The organism is Cytobacillus oceanisediminis (assembly GCF_003182355.1).
GTDB classification, from domain to species: domain Bacteria; phylum Bacillota; class Bacilli; order Bacillales; family Cytobacillaceae; genus Cytobacillus; species Cytobacillus oceanisediminis_A.
This window is the reverse complement of sequence record NZ_QGTW01000007.1, coordinates 205,637-217,496: the sequence shown is the minus strand read 5'-3', so window position 1 is coordinate 217,496 and position 11,860 is coordinate 205,637. Positions and strand designations below refer to the sequence as shown.

12 protein-coding genes are annotated in these 11,860 nt (G+C 40.8%); 11 read left to right on the top strand and 1 reads right to left on the bottom strand.

The genetic code is table 11. From position 1 onward, the window contains the following. The first annotated feature begins 68 nt into the window (after window positions 1–68). The 5 genes from DFO73_RS14890 to DFO73_RS14865 all read left to right on the top strand — a co-directional run bounded on the left by DFO73_RS14890 (window position 69) and on the right by DFO73_RS14865 (window position 5,452). Entirely contained in the window at window positions 69–1,817 is a 1,749-nt protein-coding gene (locus tag DFO73_RS14890) for a phospho-sugar mutase (RefSeq protein ID WP_110065536.1), read from the top strand. Between the two features lie 49 nt (window positions 1,818–1,866). After that, window positions 1,867–2,589: an SDR family oxidoreductase gene (locus DFO73_RS14885; protein WP_110065535.1), complete on the top strand. Its 723-nt coding sequence runs from the start codon at window positions 1,867–1,869 to the stop codon at window positions 2,587–2,589. Window positions 2,590–2,988: 399 nt separating this feature from the next. Beyond that, window positions 2,989–4,122 carry a GAF domain-containing sensor histidine kinase gene (locus DFO73_RS14875; protein ID WP_110065533.1) on the top strand — a complete coding sequence of 378 codons (1,134 nt, stop codon included), beginning with the start codon at window positions 2,989–2,991 and terminating at the stop codon, window positions 4,120–4,122. Further along, entirely contained in the window at window positions 4,123–4,773 is a 651-nt protein-coding gene (locus DFO73_RS14870; RefSeq protein WP_110065532.1) for a response regulator, read from the top strand. Between the two features lie 142 nt (window positions 4,774–4,915). Further along, window positions 4,916–5,452 (top strand): NADPH-dependent FMN reductase, encoded by a 537-nt coding sequence (locus tag DFO73_RS14865; RefSeq protein WP_110065531.1) that lies wholly within the window; start codon window positions 4,916–4,918, stop codon window positions 5,450–5,452. A 71-nt stretch (window positions 5,453–5,523) separates the two neighbouring features. Here the strand turns inward: DFO73_RS14865 and DFO73_RS14860 are convergent, their stop codons facing one another. Then, complete coding sequence (locus DFO73_RS14860) at window positions 5,524–5,778, bottom strand: YhdB family protein (RefSeq protein ID WP_110065530.1); 255 nt, start codon at window positions 5,776–5,778, stop codon at window positions 5,524–5,526. A gap of 204 nt (window positions 5,779–5,982) precedes the next feature. Here DFO73_RS14860 and DFO73_RS14855 point away from each other — a divergent pair, with 204 nt between their 5' ends. The 6 genes from DFO73_RS14855 to DFO73_RS14830 all read left to right on the top strand — a co-directional run bounded on the left by DFO73_RS14855 (window position 5,983) and on the right by DFO73_RS14830 (window position 11,640). After that, window positions 5,983–6,303, top strand: a complete 321-nt coding sequence (locus DFO73_RS14855) for a DUF3889 domain-containing protein (protein ID WP_110065529.1) — start codon at window positions 5,983–5,985, stop codon at window positions 6,301–6,303. A 122-nt stretch (window positions 6,304–6,425) separates the two neighbouring features. After that, entirely contained in the window at window positions 6,426–7,118 is a 693-nt protein-coding gene (locus tag DFO73_RS14850) for a response regulator transcription factor (protein ID WP_110065528.1), read from the top strand. Next, the gene (locus DFO73_RS14845) at window positions 7,115–8,470 is read left to right on the top strand and encodes a sensor histidine kinase (protein WP_110065527.1); all 1,356 of its coding nucleotides are present in this window, start codon (window positions 7,115–7,117) and stop codon (window positions 8,468–8,470) included. The genes DFO73_RS14850 and DFO73_RS14845 overlap by 4 nt, the downstream gene beginning before the upstream one ends. Before the next feature lie 69 nt (window positions 8,471–8,539). Then, window positions 8,540–9,232, top strand: a complete 693-nt coding sequence (locus DFO73_RS14840; RefSeq protein WP_110065526.1) for a PepSY domain-containing protein — start codon at window positions 8,540–8,542, stop codon at window positions 9,230–9,232. Window positions 9,233–9,322: 90 nt separating this feature from the next. Further along, window positions 9,323–9,868 (top strand): PepSY domain-containing protein, encoded by a 546-nt coding sequence (locus tag DFO73_RS14835; protein ID WP_110065525.1) that lies wholly within the window; start codon window positions 9,323–9,325, stop codon window positions 9,866–9,868. Window positions 9,869–10,227: 359 nt separating this feature from the next. Continuing rightward, window positions 10,228–11,640, top strand: coding sequence for a SpoVR family protein (locus DFO73_RS14830; protein ID WP_110065524.1), 1,413 nt, complete (start codon window positions 10,228–10,230; stop codon window positions 11,638–11,640). Window positions 11,641–11,860: the final 220 nt, after the last annotated feature.

Sequence of the window (11,860 nt, the reverse complement as noted above, 5' to 3'; positions counted from 1 at the left end):
GTTTTTGAGAGGAAAATCAATTTTTAAATCGAAAAGGGTAATAGAAGGCAGAATTGGGAGGTCAAACGATGGAATGGAAAACAGCTGCAGAAAGATGGGTTAATCATGAAAATTTGGACAGCGAATTACTAAAACAGCTGCAAAGCCTGCAGGGAGATGAAAAACTCCTAGAAGAGGCATTTTATAAAGGGCTGGAATTCGGTACAGGCGGTATGAGAGGCGAAATTGGGCCTGGAACAAACCGCATGAATTTATATACAGTCCGGAAAGCATCTGCGGGACTGGCCGCGTACATAGAAGAAAATGGTTTGGAAGCAAAGAACAGGGGAGTAGCGATCGCATATGATTCCCGCCATATGTCTCCAGAATTCGCCATGGAGGCTGCGAAAACCCTTGCTTCAAGGGGTATTCAGACATATGTGTTTGAGGAATTGCGCCCTACTCCAGAATTATCATTTGCAGTTCGATATTTGTATGCCTACGCGGGAATTGTCATTACAGCGAGCCATAATCCGCCTGAATATAATGGATATAAGGTATATGGTTCCGACGGTGCACAGCTTCCGCCTGCAGAAGCGGATATTGTCATCAGCAAAGTAAATGAAATAGAAAATGAACTGATGATCGAAATAATGGATGAGGAGGAGTTAAAGGAAAAAGGGCTAATCACCATGATTGGCAAGACGGTTGATCAAGCCTATCAGCAGCAGCTGTTCACAATATCCGAGAACCCTTCGATTGGTGATGAAACCGATTTAAACATCGTTTTTACGCCGCTTCACGGAACAGCCAACAAGCCAGTAAGAGAGGCTTTATCAGCATTAAATTATAAAAATGTCCATGTAGTAAAGGAACAGGAGCTGCCAGATCCGCAATTTTCCACCGTAAAAAGCCCTAATCCTGAAGAAACATCAGCATTTGAACTTGCTATGAGGGATGGGAAAGAAACCGATGCGGATATTTTAATTGCGACAGATCCTGATGCAGACCGCCTTGGCATTGCTGCCAGAAACAAAGATGGAGAATATGTTCTTTTGACAGGCAATCAGACTGGCGCCCTGCTGCTGCACTATATTTTATCGCAGAAAAAGGAAAAGAATACTCTTCCTGCCAATGGCATCATGCTTAAAACCATAGTTACTTCTGAATTTGGCCGCAGGGTTGCCTCATCTTTTGGAGTTGAAACCATTGATGTCCTGACCGGCTTTAAGTTTATCGCCGAGAAAATCAAGGAATATGAAGAGTCGGGCAAATATGAATTCCTGTTTGGATATGAAGAAAGCTATGGCTATTTAATTGGTGATTTCGCCAGAGATAAAGATGCGGTTCAGGCAGCTTTGCTTGCAGCAGAAATGGCGGCTTTTTATAAAAAGAAAGGCATGTCTCTCTACGACGCGCTTCTCAACCTTTTTGACAAGTATGGATACTTCCTTGAAGGTTTACGCTCCGTGACTTTAAAAGGGATTGAAGGAGCAGAACAGATTCAGCAGACTCTTGCTTCCTTCCGTGCCAACCCGCTTAAAGAGCTGGGAAGCAAGAAGGTCCAGGCTGTAGAAGATTATTTAACAGGAATCAGGATGGAAACCGGCGGAGTTGAAAAAAGTATTGATCTGCCAAAATCAAATGTCATTAAATATTTCTTTGAAGATGGTACATGGATCTGCCTAAGGCCTTCAGGAACAGAGCCGAAGATAAAATTCTATTTTGGCATTAACGCTTCTTCTTTGGATGAAAGCAAGCAAAAGCTCCAATCTGTTGAAAAAGCGTTTATGGAAATCGTAGAAGAACGAATGGGCAATTCATCTCTTGCAAAGTAATTAGTTAACAAAAACATCCAGATATGCATAATGCTGAAAGGAAGATATGATGTTAAAAGGACAAGTAGCAATCGTAACAGGTGCTTCAAGAGGAATCGGAAAAGGGATTGCTATCAAGCTGGCTGAGCAGGGGATGAAGCTCTCTGTAATTGGAAGCTCAGAGGATATCCATAAATCTGCTGATGATATAAAAAGAAAAGGTTTTGCCGATGTACTGCCGATACAGGCGGATATATCAAATGAATCTCAAGTAAAGGAAGTTGTCGAAAGAACACTTCAGGAATACAAACAAATTGATCTGCTTGTAAACAATGCAGGTGTAGGCTTCTTTAAGCAGGTTGATGAAACCACCCTTGAAGAATGGAAAAAAGTCTTCGAAGTTAATGTCCAGGGAGTATTTCTCGGCAGTAAATCTGTTCTGCCTTATATGAAAGAACAGAAATCCGGTACGATTATTACCATTTCTTCAGATGTGGCCCGATATACGATCCCAAATGGATCAGCCTATACTGCAACAAAATATGCTGTTCAAGGCTTTTCGGGTTCTTTGGCTCAGGAGGTAAGGAAATACGGCATCCGTGTCGGGACCATAAACCCTGGCATGGTAGATACATATTTTGCGGAATCCGAGCAGGGGCTTGAAGAGAAAAAGGATTGGCTGAAGGTTGAGGATATTGCAAATGCCGTTGTTTATATGGCTTCTGCGCCTAAGCATATGATGATTGATGAGATCGTTCTTCATCCTTTTGTTCAGGACTATCCAATCGCATAAAATACTGCACCGCAGAGGCTTCCTCTTCGGTGTTTTATTTTGGCTCTGTTAAAATGTTGATTTCCGCTCTGGAACTCAGCGAACCGAGGGCGGTCCGAAGCTCCCTGGTTCATGTCGCCTGTGGAGTCACCCTTTGACTCGCTTTCCTGCAGGACATTGAATCAGCATCCTTGAATAAGCAATGCACGAAGAAAATGTGAATGCTTTTTGGAGGATCTCGCGCCTTCTGCTCCAATCTGCAGGGTGCCAAAATCAACAATCTGATTTAACATTGCCTTTATTTATTTGTAAAGGTACAACTTTAGTCGTAGAATACTTCCTTCCAATTGCCAAGGAAGGGGAGGAAAAGAAGTTATATAATATAAGAACATATTCAATCTTTTCAAAAGGGGGATAAGGGTGGCAGGGGAAAAGAGGCAATCTGAAATCAGAATCTTAAAAGAAATCGCGGAACTTTTAAATGAAGGAACCGAAATTGATGCCCTCCTAAAAGAGGTACTTCAAAAATTGCTCCATATTACCGGCCTTGATACCGGCTGGGTGTTTCTTATTGATGATCAAGGTGAATTCCGTCTGGCTGCGGAGGAAAAATTACCCCCGGCTCTTTCAAGGAATAGCTTTAAACCCATGTGCAGAGGCGGCTGCTGGTGTATCGACCGGTATAATGACGGCAGATTAAATAAGGCTTCCAACATCATTGAATGCAAAAGGATAGAAGATGCAATTGCCGTGCAAAGAAATGATACAAATGGACTTACCCATCATGCTTCCGTTCCGCTTAGAGCGGGTGATGAAAAGTTTGGAATCCTTAATATTGGCTCACCCGAAAAAACGCATTTTGAGCCCGAGGAGCTAGCATTGTTGGAATCCATTGCTTTTCAAATAGGAACAGCTCTAAAAAGAATTAAACTTACACAGCTTGAGCAGGAAACAGCCCTTGCAGGAGAAAGGAACAGGCTGGCTCGAGATCTTCATGATTCAGTGAACCAGCTCCTATTTTCCTTAAGCTTAACAGCAAGGGGAGGAGCCGAGATGGCTAGGGATTCCGAAGTAAAGGAGACCTTCTCCTACATGCAGGACCTTGCCCAGGAAGCTTTGAGCGAGATGAGGGCGCTAATATGGCAGCTGAAACCGAGGGGGCTTGAAAATGGCATTATCTGTGCCATGCAGGGCTACAGCCAAATGCTTGGCCTCAAGCTTACATCAAAAGTTAACGGCGTCATTTCCCTGCCTGGAAAAGTAGAAGAGACACTTTGGCGAATTGGACAGGAAGCATTGGCCAATTGCAAGAAACATTCAGGCCAGTCAACAGCAGAGATAACGCTGACAGTGGAAGACGAAAAAGTAATAATGGTGATTTCCGATTGTGGCAGGGGTTTTCATTACAGCTGGAACAACGAAATCCCTTCGCTTGGCCTGAAAAGCATGAAAAACCGGGCTGAAGCATTAAATGGAACTTTTGTGTTAGACACAGGACCTGATGAAGGAACGAAAATCGAAATTATGATTCCATTTAAAAAGGGAGGGAAATAAATGGCCATTCGGGTTTTAATTGCGGACGATCATCATGTAGTAAGGAGAGGGCTAGTTTTTTTTCTAAAAACACAGCCGGAAATAGAAATTGCCGGCGAGGCAAAAAACGGTCTTGAAGCTGTGGAATTAATTAAAACAAATAAGCCTGATGTCGTACTAATGGATTTGGATATGCCTGTTATGAACGGAATAGAAGCAACACGGGAGATTAAAAAGAAGTATCCCGATGTGAAAATCATGATTCTGACAAGCTTTTCTGATCAAGATCATGTTATCCCGGCTATTGAAGCAGGAGCTTCGGGGTATCAGCTTAAAGACATTGAGCCTGATGGTCTGGTTCAGGCTATTATGCAGCTTATGAAAGGGGAGAATCAGCTTCATCCGAAAGCAACCTCCCATTTGCTCACACATTTAACGAATAAAAACAGTACAGAAAGAAAACCGATTGATGAGCTTACAAAAAGGGAGATGGAGGTTCTGGGGGAAATTGCTAAAGGAAAAAGCAATAAAGAGATTGCTTCATCTCTTTATATAACTGAAAAAACAGTTAAAACCCATGTCTCCAATCTTCTGTCCAAACTGGAGCTGGCAGACAGAACACAAGCCGCGCTGTACGCAGTTCGAAACGGCCTTGCAGAAGGAAATAAATGACCAGGTCTCATCCTAAAGTCTTACAAAGCACTTACTGAATTAGTCCTAAAGAAAAATCGGAAAACTCATTCATACTGACGATGTTAAAAACGCCATGGCTCTATATACTAATAGTAGATAGTATTTTAAAGGAGAGTTTATCATGAAGCTTACAATTATAAACGGCAGCCCAAGACAAAAAGGCAGAACGGGGATTGCCTCACGATATATTGCAAGAAAATATAATGCAGAGCTTATTGATTTAAGCCTGGGAGAAATTCCTTTATATAATGGAACTGAGGAACAATATCAGCTGCCAGCGGTTAAAAAGCTGCGCCAGCAGATTGCAGAATCAGACGGAGTCATTTTAGCTTCCCCTGAATACCACAGCGCCATGAGTGGTGCGTTAAAAAATACCCTCGATTTTCTGGGAAGTGAACAATTTGCCCATAAGCCAGTCGGTTTGCTCGTTGTAGCAGGCGGCGGAAAAGGAGGGATTAATGCCCTTAATAATATGAGGATTGCCGGCAGGGGCGTTTATGCGAATGTCATTCCAAAGCAGCTTGTGCTTGATCCCCACTGTTTCGATTATGAAAATGACGGGCTATATGAAGACCCGGCCAATTTAGTCGAATCGCTCATACTGGAGCTTCAGGTATATATGAAAGCTTATAAGCAGATAAAGCAGGAAATAAACTAAGGAAGATAAATGAAAACACGGATCATTGCGATCCGTGTTTTTTTATTGGTGGAATTCGTTTGGTTTAGGTTTTAAGTTATTTCATAAAAAGAAGCATCTGGCAGCTGTTCTTCCGATAATTCGTTGGCATGGTCGATGTATCTTAGTAAAGAATATAAATGTTTCTCAATGACTGTATAGTCTTTTTCAAAATTATAAGCATGAAGAAAATGTTCAATTTTCTTCGAAAGGAACTGATCTTCTGTCCTGACCATCAGTATTAACAAGTTATCCCATTCAGATCGGTGCGTATAGTATAACGCACGATCATAATCCACTTTATTCATTTGTCCTTGCCTCCTCTTTCAGGAGTTGATTTTAGTTTGCGATGAAGATGAAATTTATTTCGCAGTAAATCTTGGACTTGTTGATTTTAAAGGGTTATCATCTTTTACCTGTATAATGATTTGCGGTGGATCGCAATTAAAGAATACATAAAAATATTGGCAAAGCGAAAAATAATCCTAATGACAAAAAGAATGGAGGCTAACATGAAACAAATCTTATCAATCCTGATGATGCTATGCTTATTGGCAGGAGGAAGCTCATTGGCAGGAGCAGTCCAAAAGCCTGACTATGAAAAATATGGACGAATTGCCATCACGGTTGTAAAGGAAGATTACCCAGGAGAAGAAGTGGTGGATTACCAGTATGGCGGAAGGCAGAAAGTATCTGAAACAGAAGTAACAGATACCTTTACTTTCACAGTAAAAGAAGATGGCAAGCCGGTAACCGTGCTGGTAAAAGTGACCCATAGTCTGGAAGATAATAAACTGGTCAGCTTAACAGCAGAACAAAAAATTCAGCAGTAAGCTCCTTCGGGGGCTTTTTTAGATGGATCAGTAAGCTTTCCTCTTTCACCTTAATAATGATTTAACTTGAAAATTCTGATAATCTTTAGGTATAGATAATTCAAAATGGGGAAGTGGAATCATTGAAGGAATCAATTCTAGTTGCCGAGGATGAAGTAAAAATAGCAAGGCTTTTAGAAATCGAACTTGAATTTGAGGGCTATAGTGTTACAAAAGCAATAGATGGGCCGCATGCTCTGGATTTATACAGGAGCAGCAGCTGGGACTTGATTATATTGGATATTATGCTTCCGGGTATAAGCGGAATAGAAGTTCTCCGCAGAATCCGCAGTAAAGATAAACAAACGCCAGTTTTGCTTCTGACCGCTAAAAGTTCAGTAGAGGATAAAGTATCCGGTTTAGATTTAGGTGCAAATGACTATATTACAAAGCCCTTCCAAATTGAAGAACTCCTTGCCAGAATCCGCGCAGCTTTAAGGGTCAGGGCTGAGGCTGAAAAGGCAGAAGGCAATGATCGTTTTACTATAGCCAATTTAAAGCTGAATGAGAAGACAAGAGAAGTCATTCGGGGAAATAGGCAAATTGAACTGACACCGAGAGAGTTTGATCTGCTGGTTTATCTGCTTAGCAATAAAAGGCAGGTTTTGAACAGGGAGCAAATCTTAGAAGCGGTGTGGGGGTATGACTTCTTGGGAGATACAAACGTCGTTGATGTGTATATCAGATATCTCCGCAAAAAAATAGACATGCCTGATATGCCCCCTCTTATCCATACAATCCGCGGTGTTGGATATGTCCTAAAGGAGACAAAATGAACCTTCGTAAAAAAATTAATTTATACACTTCTGTCCTCTTCGCTTTTCTTCTGATTTTAATGAATATCTCTGTATATGTCTTTTTTAGCAGACTAATTTTTGAAAATGAATATACCTCCATTTCGAATGAAATACATAAAATCACTGCAATTGCCCATGAATCAATGGGAACTGTTCCGGAAGATGATCTGCTGAGGGCATTTGTGCCTGTAAATGGAATGGTAAGAATCGTTGCGGAAGATCGCAAGGTGATCTCTGCAGTAACTTCTTCAGATGAACAAGAACTCAGCCGAGATCAAGCAGAATTTTTTAATGGGGAAGTTATAAGTACCTTAGAACAGGATAATAGCTTATATGTTTTATCATCAGTGCCGATCGTTCTTCCAGATGGAGCAATTGGCAACCTGCAGCTAACAAGGAGTATGGAGACAGCAGCGGGGATATTAAAGACTCTTCGGATTGTTCTAGGGTCTGTCACACTTCTAGCTATGATACCGGTTTTGGTTTCAAGTGCATTTCTCAGCAAAATTATTACGAATCCAGTTACCTCAATGACCACTACCATGAGGGAGATACGGGAAAGCGGACAATTCAAACGGTTAACTTTGGAAGGAAAATCGAAAGATGAGCTGTATCAGATGGGTGAAACCTTTAACCATATGATCGACTTGCTGGAAGCCAATTTCGAAAAACAAAAACAGTTTGTTTCGAATGCTTCGCATGAATTAAAAACACCGTTAACAGTCATAGAAAGTTATTCAAGCTTGCTCAAAAGAAGAGGCTTAAAAGAACCAAGTTTATTTAATGAATCAATTGATGCCATTCATTCGGAAGCGATTAGAATGAGGGAAATGACAGAGCAGCTGCTGTTGCTTGCGAGGCATGATGAACAACATAAGCTGTACATAAAATCAATTGATCTTAAAGGTTTCTTACGGCAAATAATCAGGACATATGGGGAGGTCTATAAGAGAACGATTGATTTAGAAGCGGATATTGAAGGTGTCACGTTCGTTCAAACTGATGAGAATAAGTTGAAGCAATTGTTGTTTATTTTCTTTGATAATGCCCGGAAGTATAGTGATGATGTTATCACCGTTTCGGCAGGAATAAAGGAATATGAAGCTTATATCCGTATAAAGGATCGTGGCATAGGCATTCCTGGGGACGAATTGCCGAAAGTATTTGATCGTTTTTACCGGGTGGATAAGGCAAGAAATAGAAAAACAGGCGGTTCTGGAATCGGCCTGTCAATAGCCAAAGAAATAGCCGAAGCAATCGCAGTCCGGATCAAGCTTGAAAGCACAGAAGGTGAAGGAACGGCTGTAACCCTATTTTTAAAAATAACTTAATTCAATCCCATCCTTTTCTCATTTTCCTGTTGGATAATAGAGTTAAAGAAAAGTGGAGAGGTGTAAAAAATGAAGTTTAAGCCTATATATTTGGCAGTTGGCGGCCTGTTTCTAGCCGCTATTCTCGCAGCTGCAGCAAAGCAGTTGGGCGGTGAGTCAACTTCAGAACCTTTAACAGAAAAAGAGGCAACAGCTTTAATTGAGGAGCGGTATCAGGGAGAGGTGCTGGATATTAAAAAAGAAAGCGGCTCTTATTGGATCGAGCTGCAGAAGAGTCAGGGGATTTACCGGATAAAGCTAAATGCAAGCAGAGGAGAAATTATTTCTTTTGAGAAATTTGAAGAAATATCTCCCCACAATGGTCAAAAAACATTAAAGAAAGAAAAAGTTATAGAGATAATCCAAGCTGAAGAAAAAGGTAAGCTGGTTTCTTTAAAAAGGGTGTCAGAAAATGAAAAAACAACTTTTCAAGCTGTCTTACAGGAGGATAATCAGAAGGTGAAGATTATTATCGATGCCTTAAGCGGTGAAATTTTGACACGGCAAATAGTAACAGAGCCTGTTTCTAAAAGGCTGACAGAAAAAGAAGCTGCCCAAATTGCTTTGAAGGAGTTACCGGGAGAAGTGGATGGTGTTGATTTTGAAGTCACGGAAAATGCTTCTTATTACCTGGTGGAAATTGAGACAGCTGATAGCAGGGAAGCGGTTGTCCAAATCAATGCAATTACGGGAGAAGTCATGTCTGTTACTTGGGATGACTAAATTCTCATCAAATTCTAATCTTCTTATTCTTTTTCTCTAATCTACCGAGGTTATATTGTTTATGTAGCGAAGAAAAAAGGAGGAAGAGTAATGAATAAAAAATTATTAGTGATTTCTTTTGCAGGAGCTGTTTTGTTAGGCGGTGCGGTTGCAGCCGGAGCGGCCAATACTGATACAAAAATGAACAGCGCAAATAAAATCGAGAGCAGCCAGGATTTGATTACAGTAGAAGAAGCTCAAAAGATTGCACTTTCCACAGCTGATGGACAGATTGAAAGTATTGAAATAGAGAGAGAAAATGGAAAAAAGTATTACGATATCGATATTGAGAATGGGCAAGTTGAATATGACATCCACATAGATGCTTTAACTGGAAAAATCATTTCAACCGATGAAGATTGGGATGATGAAGATGGTAAGGATGATAATCAAATGGATGGAAAAAATATAATTTCTACTAAAAAGGCCATTGAAATAGCAGAAAAGGAAGTAAACGGGATAGTTAAAGAAATCGAAAAAGATGAAGACGACGGCAATGTAATTTATGATATTCAGCTGCGTACAAGCCAAGGTAAAACTGAGGTAGATATTGATGCTTCAACCGGCAAAGTGTTAAAAGTGGAAATTGATGACTAGGGACATTAATAGATGGAAAGCGGGATGAAGAAAGCCCGCTTTTCTTTATTTTTATTTTAGCAGTGTTAATGCTAATTGCTGATTTAGCACCGTGTTGATTGGAGAGGAAGGCCTGAGATCCTCGAAAATTCATTCGCATTTCCTTATTCAAGGATGCTTATTCAAAGTCCTGCAGGAAAAACATACCCAAGGGAGACACCGGAAAGCGGGTGCCTGCAGCGGAAATCAACACACAATTTTAACAAAGCCTTTATTTAATATATCAACTAATAATCTTCACACATGCTTTCGAAAGAGACTAATCATCAATCCCCCGTTTTGTTCATAGATTATGTTAAGGACTAAAAGGGGGAGTGGCAATGCGGGAAGACAATAATAAATCACTGGAATATGCCATTCAGGAAATTACTGAAATTGCAAATGGCTTTGGCTTGGATTATTACCCAATGCGATATGAGATATGTCCTGCGGAAATTATTTATACTTTTGGCGCTTATGGAATGCCGACGAGATTTTCACATTGGAGTTTTGGAAAACAGTTCCATAAAATGAAGCTGCATTACGATTTGGGATTATCGAAAATCTATGAGCTGGTGATCAATTCGAACCCTTGTTACGCCTTTTTGCTTGATTCCAACTCGCTCATCCAGAACAAATTAATTGTCGCTCACGTCTTAGCTCATTGTGATTTCTTTAAAAATAATGTCCGATTCCAAAACACAAAGCGCGACATGGTGGAAAGCATGGCAGCAACTGCGGAGAGAATCAGGCAATATGAAATCGAGTTTGGAAAGAAAGAGGTTGAAACCTTCCTGGATGCAGTGCTCGCTATTGAAGAGCATATCGACCCATCGCTAATGAGGCCAAAGCTGGCGTGGAATATGGAAGATGAATATGAAAGCAGCGGCGATACATCAGCATCAACTCCATATGATGATTTATGGGGTCTCGATGAACGAAATAATAAATCTGAGCCCAAAAAGAAGAAAAAAAAGTTCCCGCCAAAACCGGAAAAGGATTTGCTTCTGTTCATAGAAAGCTACAGCAGAGAGCTTACCGATTGGCAGCGGGATATCCTAACGATGATGCGGGAAGAAATGCTTTATTTTTGGCCGCAGCTCGAAACAAAAATCATGAACGAAGGCTGGGCTTCGTATTGGCATCAGCGGATTTTGAGAGAAATGGATTTGACATCTGCAGAAGCGCTTGAATTTGCCAAACTGAATGCAGGGGTTGTGCAGCCGTCAAGAACCGGAATTAATCCATATTATCTTGGCCTTAAAATTTTCGAGGATATTGAAGAAAGATACGACAACCCGACTGAAGAAATGAAGAGGCACGGTGTAGAGCCGGGATCCGGCCGTGAGAAGATGTTCGAGGTACGTGAAATTGAGTCGGACATTTCCTTTTTGCGGAATTACTTAACAAAGGATCTTGTAATGAGGGAAGATATGTATCTTTTCCAAAAGCAGGGCAAGGATTATAAAGTTGTTGACAAGCAATGGGAGCATGTCCGTGATCAGCTTGTCAGCATGCGCGTAAATGGAGGCTTCCCATATCTGACAGTCAATGACGGTGATTATATGAAAAATGGAGAACTCTACTTAAAGCATTGGTTTGAAGGCGTTGAGCTTGACCTGAAATATCTTGAAAAGGTGCTCCCTTACGTCCAGCAGCTATGGGGCCGCAGTGTCCATATGGAAACGATCGTCGAAGGCAAAAACATGCTTTTTACCTATGATGGGAAAAGTATTCACAGGAAATATCTATAAGAATTGAGGACGAATCGCAACTTATTGTGATTCGTTTTCTATTAAAAAAGGAGATAAGTTTGGGGGAAGTACCCTCAATTGTAAAATTTTATTTTCATTCTGGCGTTTTGGGGTAAATTATAAATGCTATAGCGGGAATCCTCATTCTGGACGGAGATGAAGACATGGAGCAGGGAAAAATACAAGAGTTATCCAGCAGTTCTATTTTGCAAAATACATC

Bases quoted from the DNA above. Each gene is read 5' to 3' on its own strand.
- DFO73_RS14835 (WP_110065525.1), top strand. From the start codon at position 9,323: ATGAATAAAAAATTATTAGTGATTTCTTTTGCAGGAGCTGTTTTGTTA.
- DFO73_RS14830 (WP_110065524.1), top strand. From the start codon at position 10,228: ATGCGGGAAGACAATAATAAATCACTGGAATATGCCATTCAGGAAATT.
- DFO73_RS14860 (WP_110065530.1), bottom strand. From the start codon at position 5,778: ATGAATAAAGTGGATTATGATCGTGCGTTATACTATACGCACCGATCT.
- DFO73_RS14845 (WP_110065527.1), top strand. From the start codon at position 7,115: ATGAACCTTCGTAAAAAAATTAATTTATACACTTCTGTCCTCTTCGCT.
- DFO73_RS14840 (WP_110065526.1), top strand. From the start codon at position 8,540: ATGAAGTTTAAGCCTATATATTTGGCAGTTGGCGGCCTGTTTCTAGCC.
- DFO73_RS14865 (WP_110065531.1), top strand. From the start codon at position 4,916: ATGAAGCTTACAATTATAAACGGCAGCCCAAGACAAAAAGGCAGAACG.
- DFO73_RS14855 (WP_110065529.1), top strand. From the start codon at position 5,983: ATGAAACAAATCTTATCAATCCTGATGATGCTATGCTTATTGGCAGGA.
- DFO73_RS14890 (WP_110065536.1), top strand. From the start codon at position 69: ATGGAATGGAAAACAGCTGCAGAAAGATGGGTTAATCATGAAAATTTG.
- DFO73_RS14870 (WP_110065532.1), top strand. From the start codon at position 4,123: ATGGCCATTCGGGTTTTAATTGCGGACGATCATCATGTAGTAAGGAGA.
- DFO73_RS14885 (WP_110065535.1), top strand. From the start codon at position 1,867: ATGTTAAAAGGACAAGTAGCAATCGTAACAGGTGCTTCAAGAGGAATC.